At 72.0% G+C, this 17,109-nt stretch carries 16 protein-coding genes; 6 read left to right on the forward strand and 10 right to left on the reverse strand.

The window, feature by feature from the left end; genetic code table 11:
* The first annotated feature begins 71 nt into the window (after positions 1-71).
* Entirely contained in the window at positions 72-1,094 is a 1,023-nt protein-coding gene (locus tag ACZ5K7_RS09955; protein ID WP_351711863.1) for a GlxA family transcriptional regulator, read from the forward strand.
* Here ACZ5K7_RS09955 and ACZ5K7_RS09960 read toward each other — a convergent pair.
* From ACZ5K7_RS09960 to ACZ5K7_RS09970, 3 genes are all read right to left on the reverse strand, one after another.
* Complete coding sequence (locus ACZ5K7_RS09960) at positions 1,084-2,133, reverse strand: Zn-dependent alcohol dehydrogenase (protein ID WP_351711929.1); 1,050 nt, start codon at positions 2,131-2,133, stop codon at positions 1,084-1,086. The two genes, ACZ5K7_RS09955 and ACZ5K7_RS09960, sit on opposite strands and share 11 nt — an antisense overlap.
* Positions 2,133-3,287, reverse strand: coding sequence for an acyl-CoA dehydrogenase family protein (locus ACZ5K7_RS09965; protein WP_468912291.1), 1,155 nt, complete (start codon positions 3,285-3,287; stop codon positions 2,133-2,135). Before ACZ5K7_RS09965 ends, ACZ5K7_RS09960 begins: the two co-directional genes overlap by 1 nt.
* 300 nt (positions 3,288-3,587) lie before the next feature.
* A complete protein-coding gene (locus tag ACZ5K7_RS09970) occupies positions 3,588-4,502 on the reverse strand; it encodes an SDR family NAD(P)-dependent oxidoreductase (RefSeq protein ID WP_468912293.1) in 915 nt (304 codons plus the stop codon).
* 86 nt (positions 4,503-4,588) lie between these two features.
* Here ACZ5K7_RS09970 and ACZ5K7_RS09975 point away from each other — a divergent pair, with 86 nt between their 5' ends.
* Complete coding sequence (locus ACZ5K7_RS09975) at positions 4,589-5,524, forward strand: cyclase family protein (protein ID WP_468912295.1); 936 nt, start codon at positions 4,589-4,591, stop codon at positions 5,522-5,524.
* Positions 5,525-5,866: 342 nt separating this feature from the next.
* Here the strand turns inward: ACZ5K7_RS09975 and ACZ5K7_RS09980 are convergent, their stop codons facing one another.
* The 3 genes from ACZ5K7_RS09980 to ACZ5K7_RS09990 form a co-directional block, all read right to left on the reverse strand.
* Positions 5,867-6,343, reverse strand: a complete 477-nt coding sequence (locus ACZ5K7_RS09980) for an ATP-binding protein (protein WP_351711927.1) — start codon at positions 6,341-6,343, stop codon at positions 5,867-5,869.
* 553 nt (positions 6,344-6,896) lie between these two features.
* Entirely contained in the window at positions 6,897-7,766 is an 870-nt protein-coding gene (locus ACZ5K7_RS09985) for an acyl-CoA dehydrogenase family protein (protein ID WP_468912297.1), read from the reverse strand.
* 6 nt (positions 7,767-7,772) lie between these two features.
* Complete coding sequence (locus ACZ5K7_RS09990; protein ID WP_468912299.1) at positions 7,773-8,903, reverse strand: acyl-CoA dehydrogenase family protein; 1,131 nt, start codon at positions 8,901-8,903, stop codon at positions 7,773-7,775.
* A 128-nt stretch (positions 8,904-9,031) separates the two neighbouring features.
* Between ACZ5K7_RS09990 and ACZ5K7_RS09995 the strand changes: the two genes are divergently transcribed.
* Complete coding sequence (locus ACZ5K7_RS09995) at positions 9,032-10,696, forward strand: class I adenylate-forming enzyme family protein (RefSeq protein WP_468912301.1); 1,665 nt, start codon at positions 9,032-9,034, stop codon at positions 10,694-10,696.
* Here ACZ5K7_RS09995 and ACZ5K7_RS10000 read toward each other — a convergent pair.
* Both ACZ5K7_RS10000 and ACZ5K7_RS10005 read right to left on the reverse strand, forming a co-directional pair.
* Positions 10,680-11,192: an EF-hand domain-containing protein gene (locus ACZ5K7_RS10000; RefSeq protein WP_351711849.1), complete on the reverse strand. Its 513-nt coding sequence runs from the start codon at positions 11,190-11,192 to the stop codon at positions 10,680-10,682. The two genes, ACZ5K7_RS09995 and ACZ5K7_RS10000, sit on opposite strands and share 17 nt — an antisense overlap.
* A 201-nt stretch (positions 11,193-11,393) precedes the next feature.
* Complete coding sequence (locus ACZ5K7_RS10005) at positions 11,394-11,768, reverse strand: STAS domain-containing protein (protein WP_351711847.1); 375 nt, start codon at positions 11,766-11,768, stop codon at positions 11,394-11,396.
* Positions 11,769-12,161: 393 nt separating this feature from the next.
* On the opposite strand from ACZ5K7_RS10005, the gene ACZ5K7_RS10010 reads away from it, so the two are divergent.
* Together ACZ5K7_RS10010 and ACZ5K7_RS10015 are read left to right on the forward strand one after the other, a co-directional pair.
* Entirely contained in the window at positions 12,162-12,740 is a 579-nt protein-coding gene (locus ACZ5K7_RS10010) for a sigma-70 family RNA polymerase sigma factor (RefSeq protein WP_351711845.1), read from the forward strand.
* Positions 12,737-14,020 (forward strand): maleylpyruvate isomerase N-terminal domain-containing protein, encoded by a 1,284-nt coding sequence (locus tag ACZ5K7_RS10015; RefSeq protein ID WP_468912304.1) that lies wholly within the window; start codon positions 12,737-12,739, stop codon positions 14,018-14,020. The genes ACZ5K7_RS10010 and ACZ5K7_RS10015 overlap by 4 nt, the downstream gene beginning before the upstream one ends.
* 209 nt (positions 14,021-14,229) lie before the next feature.
* Here the strand turns inward: ACZ5K7_RS10015 and purU are convergent, their stop codons facing one another.
* Together purU and ACZ5K7_RS10025 are read right to left on the reverse strand one after the other, a co-directional pair.
* Positions 14,230-15,114: a formyltetrahydrofolate deformylase gene (purU, locus tag ACZ5K7_RS10020; protein WP_468912306.1), complete on the reverse strand. Its 885-nt coding sequence runs from the start codon at positions 15,112-15,114 to the stop codon at positions 14,230-14,232.
* A 56-nt stretch (positions 15,115-15,170) separates the two neighbouring features.
* Positions 15,171-15,671, reverse strand: coding sequence for an SCO4402 family protein (locus ACZ5K7_RS10025; protein WP_351711841.1), 501 nt, complete (start codon positions 15,669-15,671; stop codon positions 15,171-15,173).
* Between the two features lie 117 nt (positions 15,672-15,788).
* On the opposite strand from ACZ5K7_RS10025, the gene ACZ5K7_RS10030 reads away from it, so the two are divergent.
* Positions 15,789-17,105 carry an ABC transporter substrate-binding protein gene (locus ACZ5K7_RS10030; protein WP_468912308.1) on the forward strand — a complete coding sequence of 439 codons (1,317 nt, stop codon included), beginning with the start codon at positions 15,789-15,791 and terminating at the stop codon, positions 17,103-17,105.
* Positions 17,106-17,109 lie beyond the last annotated feature (4 nt).

Consider the following 17,109-nt stretch of genomic DNA (forward strand, 5'->3'; position numbering starts at 1 on the left):
GCCATAAAGCTTCGGCCGGCGGATTCACTCCATCGAGTGGCCCGGAGGACAGTATTCGCTAGGATCGGGCCATGAGCAGTGCCCCAGGCTTCCGCCCGCACCGAGTCGTCGTCCTCGCCCTGGACGGTCTGCTCCCCTTCGAACTGGGCATCCCGCACCGCATCTTCGGCCGGCCCAAGGACGCGCGGGGACGGCACCTGTACGAGGTCGTGACCTGCTCGGTCCGGCCGCCGGGGCCGGTCGAGACCGACGCCGACTTCGCGGTCCACGTGCCGCACGGCCCGGAGGCGCTGGCCACCGCCGACACGGTGGTCATCCCGGCGTCGTACGAGCTGGGCCCGGTCTTCGAACAGGGCGTCCTCACGCCCGAACTGGCCGCCGCCCTCGCCCGCATCCGCCCCGGCACCCGCCTCGCCTCCATCTGCACCGGCGTCTACGTGCTGGCCGCCGCCGGTTACCTGGACGGCCGCCCGGCGACCACGCACTGGGCCGAAGCGGACCATCTCCAGCGACTGTTCCCGCAGGTCAAGGTGGACGCGGACGTGCTGTTCATCGACGACGGGGACGTGCTGACCTCCGCCGGGGTGGCGGCCGGCATCGACCTGTGCCTGCACATGGTCCGCCGCGACCACGGCACGGCCGTCGCCAACGAGGTGGCCCGCCGTACGGTCGTACCCCCGCACCGGGACGGCGGCCAGGCCCAGTACATCCACCGCCCGGTCCCCGACCCGCAGGTCGCCGGCACCACCGCGGCTCGCGCCTGGGCCCTCGCCCGCCTGCACGAGCCCATCCAGCTGCGGGACATGGCCGAGCAGGAGGCCATGTCGGTACGGACCTTCACGCGCCGCTTCCGCGAGGAGACCGGCATCAGCCCCGGCCAGTGGCTCACCCAGCAGCGCGTCGAACGCGCCCGGCACCTCCTGGAGTCCACCGAGCTCTCGATGGACCAGGTGGCCCGGGACGCCGGCTTCGGCACGGCCCAGTCGATGCGGCAGCACCTGCAGGCAGCGCTCGGCGTCACCCCGACCGCCTACCGCCGGACCTTCCGCTCCGCCGCGGTCCACCAGAACGTGAACACCCCCGTCAGAACGTGAGCACCCCCCGTGCCACCCGTCCCGCCTCCGCGTCAGCGCGGGCCTTCTCGAAGTCCTCCGCCGGGTAGGTCTCGGTCACCAGCTCGTCGAGCATCAGGTGCCCCTGGCGGTACAGCTCGGCGTACAGGGCGATGTCCCGCTGGGGGCGCGAGGAGCCGTAGCGGCAGCCGAGGATGGACTTGTCGAGGAACATCGAGGCGACGACGAAGGACGCCTCGGCGGTGGCGGCGGGCGTGCCGAGGAGGACGGCCTGGCCGTGCCGGTCCAGGAGGTCGACGGCCTGCCGGACCAGTTCGACCCGGCCGACGCACTCGAACGCGTGGTCCACGCCGGTCGGCAGCAGGTCCCTGACGCCGTCCGTCGCGGTCAGGAAGTCGGTGGCGCCGAACTGCCGGGCCACCTCCTCCTTGGCCGGATTGGCGTCCACGGCCACGATCCGCAGCGCTCCCGCGATCCGGGCGCCCTGGATGACGTTGAGCCCGATCCCGCCGGTGCCGATGACCAGCACGGTGTCGCCGCGGTCGACGCGGGCGCGGTTCAGTACGGCGCCCACCCCGGTCAGTACGCCGCAGCCGATGAGGGCGGCCGAGGTCAGCGGGATGTCCTTCGGGATCCGTACCGCCTGCACGGCCTTGACGACCGTCCGTTCCGCGAAGGCCGAGTTGGACGCGAACTGGTAGACGGCCCGGCCGCCGCGCATGAACGGCTTCTGCGGCCGCCCTATGGCCTTCCGGCACATGGTGGGCCGCCCACGGTCACAGTCGGCGCAGGTACCACAGTTGGCGAGGGTGGACAGCGCGACATGGTCCCCGGGCGCGACATGGCTGACGCCCACACCGACCGCTTCCACCACCCCGGCACCCTCATGTCCGAGCACCACAGGAACGGGGAAGGGTATGGTCCCGTCCACCACGGACAGATCGCTGTGGCACAGCCCGGCCGCCGCGACGGAGACCAGCACCTCCCCGGCCCCCGGCTCCCGTACGTCCAGATCGTCGACGACCTGCACCTGTTTCCCGTCGAACACCACACCACGCATCACGACTCGACCCCCTTCGGTTCCCTCGGCAGACCGAGCACGCGCTCGGCGATGATCGTGCGCTGCACCTGGTCCGAGCCGCCGTAGACGGTGTCGGCCCGGGAGAAGAGGAACAGGTGCTGGGCGGCGTCCAGTTCGTACGGCGCGGCGGCCGACCAGTCGGCCGGGCCGACGCTCGCACCGGCGCCCCGCACCAGCACGGCGAGCTCCCCGAGCCGCTGGTGCCAGCCGGCCCACAGCAGCTTGGCCACGCTGGGCGCACCGGGCTCGGCGGCCGAACCGCCCAGCGTGCGCAGGGCGTTCCAGCGCATGACCCGCAGCTCGGCCCACTGCCGCACGAGCCGCGCCCGTACGACGGGATCGTCGGCGGCGCCGGTCGCCACGGCGTCCCGCACCACCCGTCCCAGTTCCTCGGCGAACCCGATCTGCTGGGCGAGGGTCGACACCCCGCGCTCGAAGCCGAGCAGGCTCATGGCGACGCGCCAGCCGTCGCCCTCGCCGCCGACGACATGCTCCAGGTGCGCGTGCGCCCCGTCGAAGAAGACCTCGTTGAAGTCGCTGGTGCCGGTCAGCTGACGGATGGGGCGGACCTCTATGCGGCCCGGCTGGTCCATGGGCACGAGCAGGAAGCTCAGTCCGTGGTGGCGCCGCGAGCCGGGTTCGGTCCGCGCGAGCACGAAACACCAGTCGGCCTCGTGCGCGAGCGAGGTCCAGATCTTCTGCCCGGTGACGCGGTAGCCGTCCGCCTCGCGTACGGCCGCGGTCCGCACGCCGGCGAGGTCGGAACCGGCGCCGGGCTCGCTGTACCCCTGGCACCACAGCTCCTCGCCGGCGGCGACGGGCGGCAGGAAGCGTGCCTTCTGCTCCGCGCTGCCGTGGGCGATGAGCGTCGGGGCGAGCAGGTTCTCCCCGATGTGCCCGGAGCGCGGGGGCGCGGCGGACCGGGCGTACTCCTCGGCCCAGACGACCTGCTGGGTGAGCGTGGCGGTCCGGTTCCCGTACCCGCCCTCCGGCCAGCCCAGCCCGATCCACCCGGCGGCCCCGAGCGTGCGCTCCCAGCCGCGCCGGTCCGCGTCGGCTGTGACGTGCGTGTCGAGCCAGGCACGGACTTCGCGGCGAAACGCGTCGTCCTCCGGCGCGAAGCCGAACTCCACGGTGACCTCCAGAAAAACGTCGGGGCTACGGCCGTACGAGAACCGCCGGACACCGCCGTCTTGGCCGATCGCCGTCGCGGCGGAGAGAAGTCAGGGGCCGACAGGGTGCATGGAGCGCGGAAACGGGTGAGCTGATCGGCGGCCCGGCGGGCGGGAACCGTGAACACCCGTGTGGACAGCCAACCCAGCGGGCGCGGAAACCGTGAACACCCCTGTGACCAGCCGGCCCAGGGGCGCGGGGAACTGCGCGAACAACCCGAACGACACCGCACCCGCGCACCCACCGCACCCCCCTGCCCCCTAGGCGTTCGGTCGGCTTCCGGCTCGTGCCGCTGTTTCCATCGCTGTCAGCCGTGCCAGCATCGGCATCGGATCCGCCCCCACGCTCGCCGGCAGCACCTCCGCGATGCGCTGAGGGGTCCAGGAGCCACCGTCGGCGTACGCGGCGCGCAACTCCCTCGGCTGGGCCCAGACCGCGATCTTCGGGCCGGCCACCGTGTACACCTGCCCGGTGATGTCCGCGTCCCGCGCCGCGTCCGACAGCAGGTAGACCACGAACGCCGCGACGTCCTCCGGTTCGCCGATCTCCGTCAGTTCCGTCGGCACTCCGGCCGACATCCGGGTCCGGGCCACCGGCGCCACCGCGTTCGCGGTCACCCCGTACTTGTGCAGGCCCAGCGCGGCACTGCGCACCAGCGAGATGATCCCGCCCTTGGCCGCGCTGTAGTTGGCCTGCGAGACCGAGCCCTGGTGGTTGCCGCTGGTGAAGCCGATCAGTGTGCCGGCGCGCTGGGTGCGCATCACGGCCGACGCCGCCCGGAACACCGTGAACGTGCCCTTGAGGTGGGTGGCGACCACCGGGTCCCACTCCTCCTCGGTCATGTTGAACAGCATCCGCTCGCGCAGGATCCCGGCCACGCACACGACCCCGTCGAGGCGGCCGTACGCCGACAGCGCCGCGTCCACGACCCGCTGGCCGCCCGCCATCGTGGAGATGTCGTCGGCCACCGCGACCGCGTCCCCGCCCGCCGCCTCGATCTCCTTGACGACGGCCTCGGCGACCTCGCTGGTGGGCGATCCGCCGTCGACCGAGACGCCGTAGTCGTTGACGACGACCTTCGCCCCTTCGGCCGCCGCTCCCAGCGCGACCGCCCGTCCGATCCCGCGCCCCGCACCCGTCACGGCGACGACCTTGCCTGCCAAGAAGTTCCCCACGCCCGGCCCCTTCCCGCGGTTTCTGACGGACCGTTAGATTTTATGGCGCGCCGGATGCGCGGACACAAGCCCCGGGGAGGAACCGGATGTCACTGCCTACAGCCCGTTCGGCGTTTCACGACATCGCCAAGCGCGTCAACAACTGGGGCCGCTGGGGTGCCGACGACGAGATCGGCACGCTGAACCTGATCACCGACGAGGTGGCACGGGAGGCGGCGGCGACCGTCCGGACCGGCCGCCGTGTCCCGCTCGCCCTCCCGCTCCGGCAGGACGGCGTGCAGACCGGCATGATCCCGGGGCGGGTCAACCCGCTGCACGTCATGGTGCAGGTCAACCAGGAGCTCTTCGGCCCGGGGACGGTGGCGTGCAGCGACGACGCCGTGACCATGGGGCTGCAGGCCGGCACCCACTGGGACGCGCTCACCCATGTCTCGCACTCGGGCAAGCTCTACAACGGCCGCCCGGCGGGGACCGTCACCGCGCACGGTGGTGCCGAGTTCGGCGGGATCGACAAGGCGCGGCACATCGTCTCGCGCGGGGTGCTCCTGGATGTGGCACGCGCGCGTGGTGTGGACCGGCTCGCGGGCGGCCACGCGGTCACGCCGGAGGATCTGGAGGCGGCGGAAGAGCTGGCCGGGACCACGGTCCGCGGCGGTGACATCGTGCTGGTGCGGACCGGGCAGGTGCAGGTGTATCTGGCCGGGGACAAGCACGGGTACGGCTACCCGTCGCCAGGGCTGTCGGTGCGCACCCCGGAGTGGTTCCACGCGCGCGATGTCGCCGCCGTCGCCAACGACACCCTCACGTTCGAGATCTTCCCGCCCGAGATCGAGGACCTGTGGCTGCCCGTGCACGCCCTGGACCTGGTCGAGATGGGGATGCTGCAGGGCCAGAACTGGAATCTCGAAGAGTTGTCCACAGCCTGTGGAGAAACCGGCCGGTACGCGTTCCTGCTGTCGGCGATGCCGGAGCCGTTCGTCGGGGCGACGGGCACGCCGGTCGCCCCCGTGGCCGTGCTCTGAGGTCCGCGCGCGGCCGTTCCCGAGGTCCGCGCGCCGTCGCCGTTCGAGGTCGGTGCCACGCCGAGACCGGCGTGACACCGCCCCTCCCCCATTCCCCCTGAAACCCGGACGGCTGCGCGCACCGGCCCGCCCCGAGCCCGGTCCCGCGCGCCTCCGTCCGGCTCGACCCACGCTCGACGAGGGTGTCCGTCCCCTCGCCGTCCCCTCGCGGCGAATCGCAGACCTCAAGCGTGAGCATGTGGTCACAAGGCGTCAACACCCGTTCGGGGTTTTAGGACTTATGCCCCGGTTCATCATGGGCGCGCACGGATGCATTCCCCGGCGCATCACCGCACACCGGGATCACACCGCCTCGAACGCCAGCCCCTCGAACGAGGCAAGCCCGCCTCCGTACGCCACCGCCGCGCCCTGCCGGGGTTCCGAACATCGGTCGAGTTCGCACCAGATGCGCTTGCCGGCGCCTTCGGGGCTCCAGCCCCAGCGGTCGGCGAGCCCGTCGACGAGGGCGAGACCGCGGCCGCCGGTCGCGTCACTGTCGACGCACCGCGGTACGGGCGCGCGGTCGCTGCTGTCGGCGACCTCCAGCCGTACGGTGGCCGACTCCTCGGCGTCCGCGCGGTCCGCGCCCGGCAGCGAGAGGCGCAGCACGGCCGGGCAGCCGGTGTGCACCACGGCGTTGGTGACCAGCTCGGAGACGAGCAGGATCAGCGTCTCGGCCAGCGGCTCGTCCGCCGCTATACCGGACCCGGCGAGGCGCGAGCGCGCCCACCTCCTGGCCCGTCCCACCTCCGCGGGGTCGGGCCGGATCTCCAGCTGCACTTGAAGCACCTGCACCGCTCACACCATCCGAACCGGCGGACACATGAACCCGCACCGAGCGAGCGCCACGACAAGGACCGCGACGACAAAGACGGCGAGGGCCACGATCGTAGCCATTTTCTGCATGGCCAGAACAACGGCCAGAGCAAGGGTCACGGAACGTGATTCCCTTACGAGACAGCATGGTTGACGTACAGTCACCCCAACAAGCGCTTCGGGCATATTCCAACGTGAAGGATTACGCGTACGGCATACTGTGCGACGCTCGCTGCGGGGAGTCGAACAGGCGGGGGCGCAAGCCCTTACCGCCTTGCGGGCGGCGGTACGCACCATGAGCCGCGGGGCCGCTTCGACGGCACCGCCGGCATGGCTCGTCCTCGGAACCACTCGCATCCCACAGAAGGTACCCGAGGGGACGCCCGACTCCAGGCCGTGACGAGTCACGCGTTGGACACAACCCGATATCAACGCTCCGTGACTCCGGTATGCCACGATCCGCGACACCCCGACCGCCCGGACCCTCGAATGCGCAGACCAGAGCCGTTTCGAACGCTCACCCGAGCAGCTCGGCAGCGAGCACTTCCTCACTCTCCGTGTTCCCTCCGCCACGCTGAGCCCGCAGCCAGGCCCTTTTCATGTGCAGATGCACCTCTGCCTCCCAGGTGAAGCCCATCCCGCCGTGCACCTGGAGACAGTCCCGGGTGCCGCGCACGGCGGCCTCGTCGGCGAGCAGCCGGGCCGCCGCGATGTCCACCGGGTCGGCGGTCACGGCGGCCGCGTAGACGGCCGCACGCGCGGTCTCGGCGCGCACCAGCATCTCGGCGCACAGATGCTTGACCGCCTGGAACGCCCCGATGGGCTGCCCGAACTGTTCGCGGGTCCGCGCGTGTTGCACGGCGAGCTCGCACGCGCGCGTGGCGGTGCCGAGCTGCTCGGCGGCGGTCAGGAGTACGGCGACCGGGTCGGGTGGTGTGGCCGCCGCCCCCGGCACCCGGTGCAGGGGCGTCAACGGGTCCACGGAGCGCAGCGGTACGGCGCCCGACGCGTCCCCTCGTACAACATCGGCCTCGGCCAGCCACTCCACCAGGCCGCCGTCCACGCGGGCCACCACGGCCTCCCCGGCGGCCGCACCGGGCACGTCGGCCGCCGCGAGGTGGGTGGCCGTCAACGGGCCGGTCAGCAGGGCCCGGCCCGCCTCCTCGAAGACCAACACCGCCTCGGGCAGCCCGAGTCCGACGCCGCCGTCCGCCTCCGGCAGTCGCAGCGCGAAGAACCCGGCCGCCCCCAGCTCCCGCCACAGGCCCCGGTCCAGGCCGGGCACGCCGACCGCCGTCCGCAGCACCGCACCGTCGAACCGGCGTGCGAGCAGCTCCCGCATCCCGTCCCGCAACGCCTTCTGGTCGTCGCTGAGTTGAAAGCGCACGCCCGCTCACCGCCCCTTCGGCAGCCCGAGGATCCGCTCGGCCACGATGTTCCGCTGGATCTGCGAGGTCCCGGCCGCGATGGTGTACGAGAGGGAGGAGAGCCGGTCGAGGACCCACGGCCGGTCCAGGTCCAGGGCGTCCGGGCCGAGCACGGCGGCGGCCGCGTCGTACAGCTCCTGGCGCGCGTGCGAGTAGCGCAGTTTGAAGACCGAGCCGCCGACGCCGGGCACGCCCCTGCCCTCCGCCTCGCTGACGTTCCACTGGGTCAGCCGCCACAGCGCCCGGAACTCGGCGTTCAGCCGGCCGAGGCGGCGGCGCAGCACGGGGTCGTCCCAGGTGCCGTTCGCCCGCGCCGCGCGCGCGAGGTCGCCGAGTACCCGGCGGCAGGCGACGACCTCGCCGACGAAGGCGGTGCCGCGTTCGAAGGAGAGGGTCACCATGGTGACGCGCCAGCCGTCGTTCTCGGCGCCCACCCGGTTGGCCACGGGCACCCGCACCTCGTCGAGGAACACCTCGGCGAACTCGGCCGACCCGGCGAGCGTGCGCAGCGGCCGTACGGTGATGCCCGGCGCCGCCATGGGCATGGCCAGCCAGCTGATGCCCTGGTGTCTGGGCGCCTCCGGGTCCGTGCGCACCAGCAGCTCGCACCAGTCGGCGACCTCCGCGTGCGAGGTCCAGATCTTGGCGCCGCTCACCACGTAGTCGTCCCCGTCGCGCCACGCGCGCGTGCGCAGCGCCGCCAGGTCGGAGCCGGCGCCCGGTTCGCTGAACCCCTGGCACCACACCTCGTCACCGCGCAGGATCGGCGCCAGCCAGCGTGCCCGCTGCTCCTCGGTGCCCTCGGCGGCGATGGTGGGGCCCGCGTGCAGCAGGCCCACGAAGTTGGCGCCGACATAGGGCGCGCCGGCCCGCTCGGTCTCCTCGAGGAAGATCAGCCGCATGGTGGGGGACGCGTCCCAGTGGACGTCGGCGTACCCGGCGTCGTACAGCGTCCGCTGCCAGCCGAGGTCGTAGGCGCGGCGGCCCGGCCAGTCCTCGGGTCGCGGCTTCGGCGGCAGGCCGGGGAGCACCTTGGCGAGCCACTCCCGCAGCCGGGCCCGGAAGGCCTCCTCCTCGGGCGTGTACGACAGGTCCACCGGCAGACACCCCCACGGAGCTGATGGTTCGTCAGATCTCGCAGGCTAGCCCCGCACCCCTGGACCGACAAGGTGCCAGGACCTACGATCTGACGACTCGTCAGTTAACGGCGGCAGGGGGCCCGGCCATGAACGAAGCGAACACTGTGGCGCGTGAGCTGAGCGCCTCCCGCACCCTCTGGGACCTGGTCGCCCGCCGTGCCGAACTCACCCCGGGTCGCCCGGTGTTCCTCCAGGGCGAGCGCACGCTGTCCTTCGGCGACCTGCGCGCGCGTGCCGAGCGCGCGGCGGCCGGGCTGTACGCCATGGGCGTGCGCCCCGGCACGGTCGTCGCCTGGCAGCTGCCGACCCGGATCGAGACGGCCGTGCTGTCCTTCGCGCTGGCCAGGCTCGGCGCCGTCCAGTCGCCCGTCATCCCCTTCTACCGGGACCGCGAGGTCGGCTTCGCCCTGCGCGAGTCACGGGCCGAGTTCTTCGCCGTACCGGGCGTGTGGCGCGGCTTCGACCACACGGAGATGGCCCGGCGGCTGGGCGCGAAGGGGATCTTCGAGGCGTACGACGAACTGCCCGACGGCGATCCGTCCGTGCTGCCCGCCCCGCCCGCCGAGGGCACCTCCGTACGGTGGATCTACTGGACCTCGGGAACCACCTCGGACCCCAAGGGCGTTCTCCACACGGACCGTTCACTGATCGCGGGCGGTTCGTGCCTGGCGCACGCGCTGCGGCTCACGGCCGCCGACGTGGGCTCGATGGCCTTCCCCTACGCGCACATCGCGGGCCCCGACTACACGGTGATGCTGCTGCTGTACGGCTTCCCGGCGCTCATGTTCGAGCAGTTCGCCCTGCCGGACGCGCTGCCGGAGTACCGCAGGCACGGGGTGACGGTGGCGGGCGGGTCGACGGCGTTCTACTCGATGTTCCTGGCGGAGCAGCGCAAGGAACCGGGGGTTCCGGTGATTCCCTCGCTGCGGCTGCTGGCCGGCGGCGGGGCGCCCAAGCCGCCGGAGGTGTACCACGCGGTGGTGCGCGAGATGGGGGTGCAGCTGACCCACGGGTACGGCATGACCGAGGTGCCGATGATCACGATGGGGGCGCCGGACGACACGGCGGAGAACCTGGCGAGGACCGAGGGGAAGCCGCCGGAGGGGATGGAGATACGGATCGCCGCGGGCGGTGAGGTGCGGTTGCGCGGGGAGGCGGTGTGCCAGGGGTATCTGGATCCGGCCCAGACCGCCGAGGCCTTCGACGAGGAGGGGTTCCTGCGCACCGGTGACCTCGGGCGGATGACCGAGAGCGGTCACCTCGTGCTCACCGGCCGCCTCAAGGACGTGATCATCCGCAAGGGCGAGAACATCTCGGCGAAGGAGATCGAGGATCTGCTCGCCGCGCATCCGGCGGTGGGCGACGCGGCGGTGGTGGGGCTGCCGGACGCGGAGCGCGGGGAGCTGGTGTGCGCGGTGGTCGAACAGCCGCCGGGGGCGGCCGCGTTGACGCTCCCGGAGGTGGTGGCGTACCTGCGCGCGGAAGGGCTGTCGGTGCACAAACTGCCGGAGCGGCTGGAGGTGGTGGACGCCCTTCCACGCAACGAGACCCTGCGCAAGGTGCTCAAGTACCAGCTGCGCGACCGCTTCTCGACGGCGTCCACGCCGGGGGACGCGATGGCTCCCACGCCGCGGAGCCCGGCGACTCCCGCACCAGGGAGCCCGGCGGCTCCCGCGCCTCCGGGCCGGGAGGCACCCGCGTCGGGGAGCCCGGGAGATTCCGTCTCCCGGAGTGCTACTCCGGAATCGTGAAGTAGCGGGCGAACGCCGGGACGATCTGCGCCTCCGCGACCTTCCCGTCGCCGTCGATGTCGAGGCCGGCCGCGACCGCCTGCGCGATCTCCGGCGGCACCCCGAGGACGCGCAGCACGCGCACGGTGTCGGTGACGGTCGCGGTGCCGTCGCCCGCGGTGTCCGCGAGGGCCAGGGCCGCGTGCAGGAAGGGGCGGGCGATCTCGCCGAACCGGTCGGGGTTGTCGTGCAGCCGCTTGACCGCGCCGCTCACGAACTCCTCGCGGGTGATGCGCTGGTCGCCGTCCCGGTCCGCCATGCCGGCCATGCCCTGCCAGAAGGCCTCCGCGCCCGCGTACAGGGCCTGGCCCTTGTCGGAGCGGGCGGGGGTGCCGAACTCGGCGAGCAGCGCCTTGGCCGCCGTGTTGAAGTCCTCGCGGTCGATCGAGCCGTTGCCGTCCTGGTCGAAGGTTGCGAACCGGGCGGCGATCCGTCGCTCGTACTCGGTGCTGACCATGTGTGTTCGGGCCGCCTTACGTGACGTGGGGGTTCCTCTCGCAGGGAGCGTACGACGCGCGCGGCGGTCGGAGAGCGGGAAAACGACCCTTGTGCCAAGACCGGGGGAATTCTGCGACAACAATGTGGCAATGCCGTGATCGTCGGCTATGGGGGGCACGTCGCGGCCGCCGGCCCACCGGCTTCGCAGGGGGCGAGCCCGCTACGCCGAGAGCGGGCCCTCCTCGTCACTGACCGCGCTGTCCATGTCGGGGTAGACGTCGAACAGCCGTCGTACGCCGAGGGCGCCGAGGACCCGGTTGACGTGAGAACCGTCACTCGCGCCGTGGGCGGGCAGTATCAGCCGCAGCCGGCCCCGGCAGGAGCGGATCAGGCGGCGGGCCGCGATGAGGACGCCGACGCCGCTGGAGTCGCAGAAGAAGACGTCGGAGAGGTCGAGGACCAGGCTGTGATGGCCCTCGGCCACCGCGTCGTGCACCCGCTGGCGCAGCACCGGCGAGGTCACCAGGTCCAGTTCGCCCGACACCCCGAGCACGACCCACTCACCCTGTTCGCCGTCGGTCACCTTGAAAGCCACGGCTCAGCCCTTCGCTCGCCGGATCTCCGGAACCGCCCGGAAACGGAGCCAGTTCCTTCGCTTCTTTTCGCGCGGCTGCCCAGCGGCCGTTCCCCGAAACCCCGGACGACAAACGGGCGACGATCGGCAGGGGTCTTGTTTCGGTCACCGACGATCCTGTTCGATCAGAAACGGAGGGTTCACCCGGGCACGACCGTGACACCGGGGAAGCATCCCGGGGAGCGCACTGACCAGCGCACGGAGAGGCGTCGGAGGAGCACCGAAGGACCATTACCACTCGCGGTCCCTCAGGGGGCGCGCATTGCCACAAAGGGGCGTGCGTTGTCGGACGTGCCGACTACATTCGAGGAGACGGTGGAGACACGCTGGATACGGGCACGGGGAGGGGGCCGCATGGCGAAGAAGGACGTACCGCCCCGCTGGGACCGCAAGATGCAGCAGCGGCTCGCGCGCGGCGAGGCCGCCGCCCTCGGCGAGCTCTACGACCGCTTCGCCTCGCTCGTGCACGGCCTCGCACACCGCGTCCTCGGCGACGAGCGGGCCGCGGACTCCATAACCCGCGAGGTCTTCGCCCATGTCTGGGAGCATCCGGACGCCTACGACCCCAGGCAGGGCCCGCTGCGCTCCTGGGTCGCCGCGCTGACCCACCGGCTCGCCGTGCAGCGCCTCAGGGCCACCGAGACCGCCGCGCTCACCCCGGGCGACACCGGCGCGGAGGCCACGGAGGAGCTGGAGCGCAAGGTGCGGCGCGCCTCCGTCGCCGCCCGCGCGGACTACATCGTGCACTCCATGCCGACCCCGCTGCGCGCCGCCCTGGACCTCGCCTACTTCCAGCGCCGTGACTACCGCCAGACCGCGGTGGACCTGGGGGTCACCGAGGACGAGGCCCGCCGCCGGCTGCGCCTCGGCCTGCAACTGCTCGCCACCGCGCACGACGCCGGGAGACCGCCGGGGTACGGAGGTGCGGTGTGACCGGCGCCGACCCCTTCGACGGGCACGACGACACGGGCTCCGGCGCCGGAGCGGGCGACGTGCCGCGCGACGGCGGCGAGCCGGGCGGCCCGCCGCGCATCCCGCTGCCCCGGGCCTCCGTCGAGGACGGCGGGCAGCCGCTGCCCGGACTCGACGACCTGCCGCCGGTGCCGCTGGAACTGCCGCACGACGTCCTGAAGTCGCTGCTCGGCGCGTGGGCGCTGGCCGCCTGCTCGACCGCGGAGGCCCTCGCCGTCGAGATCCACCTCGGCGACTGCGGGGCCTGCGCGGACGAGGCACGGCGGCTGCGCGAGGCGGTCGGCCTGCTGCACCAGCCGGAGAGCCTCGACCTCGACCCCGGCCTGCGCACCCGCGTCCTGGAGGCCTGTCTGGACCGCCGTCCGCCGCGCATCCCGATCCCCGCGTGGGCGGCGCCCTACGACGCCGAGACCGCCCGCCTGGACGCCCTGCTCCAGGACATCGGCGACGCGGAGTGGCACGCACCGGTACGGCTGCGCTGGTTCGACGGCGCGGCACCGACGAGCCGCCGTACGACGGTCGCCGGGGTCATCGTGCACCTGCTGTCCGTCGACGGCCTGGTGGCGCGGGCACTCGGCCTCGACGACCCCCTGGGGGAGGGAGCCGCACAGGGCCCCTCCGCCCGCACCGAGGCCTTCTGGCGGGCCTCGCACTTCCCGCCGACCCGCGCGGTGCGGGGCCCCTGGCGGGAGCAGAGCCACCGGCTCGTGCAGACCGTCTCCTTCACCGGCGGCGGTGCCGGGCGCCTCGGGGTGTCGTACGGCGACTTCGCGCTGCCCTTGCACGACGCGATGCTGGACCGCGCCTTCGAGTGCTGGGTGCACGCGGAGGACATCGCGGAGGCCGTGGACTACCCCTACGGGCCGCCGGCGCCGAGGTATCTGCACCGGATGATCGACCTCGCGGCACGGATGCTTCCCGCTGCGCTGGCGGCACGCCGGCAGGCGGGGCTGGCGGCGCCCGGGCCGACCCCGCACCTGGTCCCCGCGGGACAGCCCGGCCGCAGCCTGCGGCTGGAGATCGAGGGCCACGGGGGCGGCGAGTGGCTGATCCCGCTGGACTCGCCGGGGGCGGTGGGCTCGGAGGAGTTCGAGGTGGCGCACGTGGCGCTGGACGACGTGGAGTTCTGCCGGCTGGCCGCGGGCCACGTTCCTCCGGAGGATGCGGCGGCGGGGCAGCTGGGAGACCGGGCGGCGATCAGGGACGTGTTGTTCGCGGCGGCGAGCCTGAGCCGGATGTAGAGACGTTCGCCCGAGGGGCGGGTGGTTCGGTTTCGCCGGCGGCCGCGGGTACGTGGGGGCTGTTCGCGCAGTTCCCCGCGCCCCTGAAAGCCAAAAGCGGGGCGCAGCCCCGTCTTTTCCAGGGGCGCGGGGAACGGCGCGAACGGCCACGAGCCACCCGCGGTCGCCGTACGACCGCAACCGACCCGCCCCTCGGGCGGGCCGAACGGTCAGGCGAAGACGACCGTTCGCCGGCCATTGAGCAGGATGCGGCGCTCCGCGTGCCACTTCACCGCCCGCGCCAGCGCCTGGCACTCCACGTCACGCCCGATCGCGACCAGTTGGTCCGGGGTGACGCCGTGGCCCACCCGCTCGACCTCCTGCTCGATGATCGGGCCCTCGTCGAGGTCCGCCGTGACGTAGTGCGCCGTCGCCCCGATCAGCTTGACGCCCCGCGCATGCGCCTGGTGGTACGGCTTCGCACCCTTGAAGCTCGGCAGGAACGAGTGGTGGATGTTGATGATCCGGCCGCTGAGCTGCTTGCACAGGTCGTCCGAGAGGACCTGCATGTACCGGGCCAGGACCACCAGCTCGACGTTCTCCTCGCGGACGAGTTCAAGAAGCTGGGCCTCCGCGTCGGCCTTCGTCTCCTTCGTCACCGGAATGTGGCGGAAAGGCACGTGGTACGACTCCACCAGCTCCGCGAAGTCGGTGTGGTTGGAGACCACCGCGGCGATGTCCACCGGCAGCGCGCCGATGCGCGCGCGGAAGAGCAGGTCGTTCAGGCAGTGCCCGAACTTGCTGACCATGAGGACGACCCGCATCCGCTCGTCGGCCCGGTTGATCTGCCAGTCCATGTGGAAGGAGTCACCGACCGCCGCGAAGCTGGCCCGCAGCTTGTCGACCGTCACCGGTTCCTCGGCCGAGAAGTGGACGCGCATGAAGAACAGACCCGTGTCGTGGTCCCCGAACTGCTGGCTGTCCTCGATGTTGCAGCCGGTCATGAACAGGTAGCTCGACACGGCGTGCACGATGCCCTGCCTGTCCGGGCAGGAAAGGGTGAGGACGTACTGGTCGGCCAGGGCGGCCTGGGCTCGGGTGGACTGTTCAGTCATGCACCACAGAATCTCATGCCCGGCCGCCCAGGGCGGTCAGCGTCCGCTTCGCGGACTCACGCCGCCCGCGTCATGATCCGCAGCACCTCAAGGCTGCGCGGCGGCGCCTCCGGGTCGTCGCCGTCGCTCGTCGCCAGGCGTATGTGCGCGTCCCGGGCCGCCCGGACCGCGTCCGGCCACGCCTGGTGGTCGAGGTACGCGGAGACCGGCGCGTCCGGCCCGACCTGGTGCATGATCCGCAGCACCCGCAGCACGGCGGTGTCGACGAGCGCCGCCTCCTGCGAGTCGCGGAATATCGTCCCGACGTACTTCTCCGCGGACCAGCTGTCCAGCCAGGTGTCCTCGACCAGCCGGTAGACCGCGTCGGTCACGTCGCCGTAGCCGTCCGTGCCGACCAGCCAGACGTTCCGCTGGAACTCCGGGTCGGAGAGCATGTGCAGCGCGGAGCGCACATTGCTGCGCCAGCGCCACCATGGCATGTCATTGAGTGGCATGCCGCCCATGGTGGAGGAGCGACGGCCGCGACGGGAAGAGTTCTCCGAACCTTGCACGGTCATCGATCGTACGTTCCTCGTCACACGCCCGTCACCGCCCCCCGCAATTCACCTGCGCGTCACTCCTTGTTGAGCATGGGTCACTCGCCGGTTAGCGATGTGAGGGAATCGTGCGTGTCCATGACCGGCAGGCGCCCCACCCTCAGCACCACCCTCGGCACCATCCTCCCCACGACCCACCGGCGCGTCAGAGCGACCGCGCTGTCCGCGGTGGCCATGACGGCCTGTGCGTCACTCGCCGCCGGCTGCGGCGTCGTCCCAGGATTCTCGGGCTCGGGGGACGAAGAGATCAAGGTGATGACCTGGGCGCCGCAGAAGACCACCGCCACCAACAAGCCCGGCATGCCCGCCATGGCGTCGGCCGTCGTCCGCTGGATCAACTCCCAGGGCGGTATCAGCGGCCGCAAGCTCAAGCTGCTGACCTGCAACGACCACAACACCAGCGTGGGCGCCGCGAACTGCGCACAGAAGGCGGCCGACCAGAACGTCGTCGCCGTCGTCGGCTCCTACAGCCAGTTCGGCGACTCCTACTTCGCCCCGCTGGAAGGCGCCGCCATCCCCTACATAGGCGGCTACGGGGCGTCGAACCAGGAGTTCACCAGCCCCGTCTCCTACCCGGTCAACGGCGGCCAGCTCACCCTGCTGTCCGGGCTCGGGGAGGCGCTGGCCGACAAGTGCGGCCCGGTCACCCTGGTCCGGCCGGACACCATCGCCGGCGACCAGCTGCCCCAGCTCCTCGACTCGGGCCTGCAGGCCGGCAACCACGCCAAGGCGGTCGACCAGCTCGCGGCCGAGGACCTCACCGAGTACGACAGGCAGTCGCAGTCGGCGCTGGAGAGCGCCACCTCGGACTCGCTGAAGACGGGCTGTGTGGTGCCCGAGCTCGGTGACCGCACGGCCACCTTCATGGACAACTTCCAGCGGGCCCGCCAGGACTACCCGAAGGTGAAGACGGCCGCCGAGGTCGGCAGCGTCGACCAGACGGTGATCAACTCCACCGGCGGTGCGTCCGGCCCGTACGAGGGGTCGTACATCACCGGGTGGTACCCGGCGGCCTCGGACGCGCGCTGGGACGAGATGAAGAAGGTCATCAGCAAGGAGGCCTTCGGCGACAACCGGATCGACCCGGCCGACGCCGGGGTGCAGACGACCTGGATCGCCTACAAGGTCCTGGCCGCCGCCCTGGAGAAGATCGGCGGCGGCGAGGTGACCGCCGACAGTGTGCGCCGCACCCTCAACGACGGCCTGAAGGTCTCCACCGGCAACCTCACCCCGTCGCTGTCCTGGCCCTACCAGGGCAAGCTGTCCGCGGCCGGCTTCTCCCGGCTGGTCAACACCGATGTGAACGTCCAGACCGTCAAGGGCGGCCTGCTCCAGTCGGCCAACAAGGAAGCCCTCGACATGACCAAGATCCTGGAGAGCGCGAACCTCAGCTGACCGC

This window comes from Streptomyces sp. NPDC031497 (assembly GCF_055580905.1).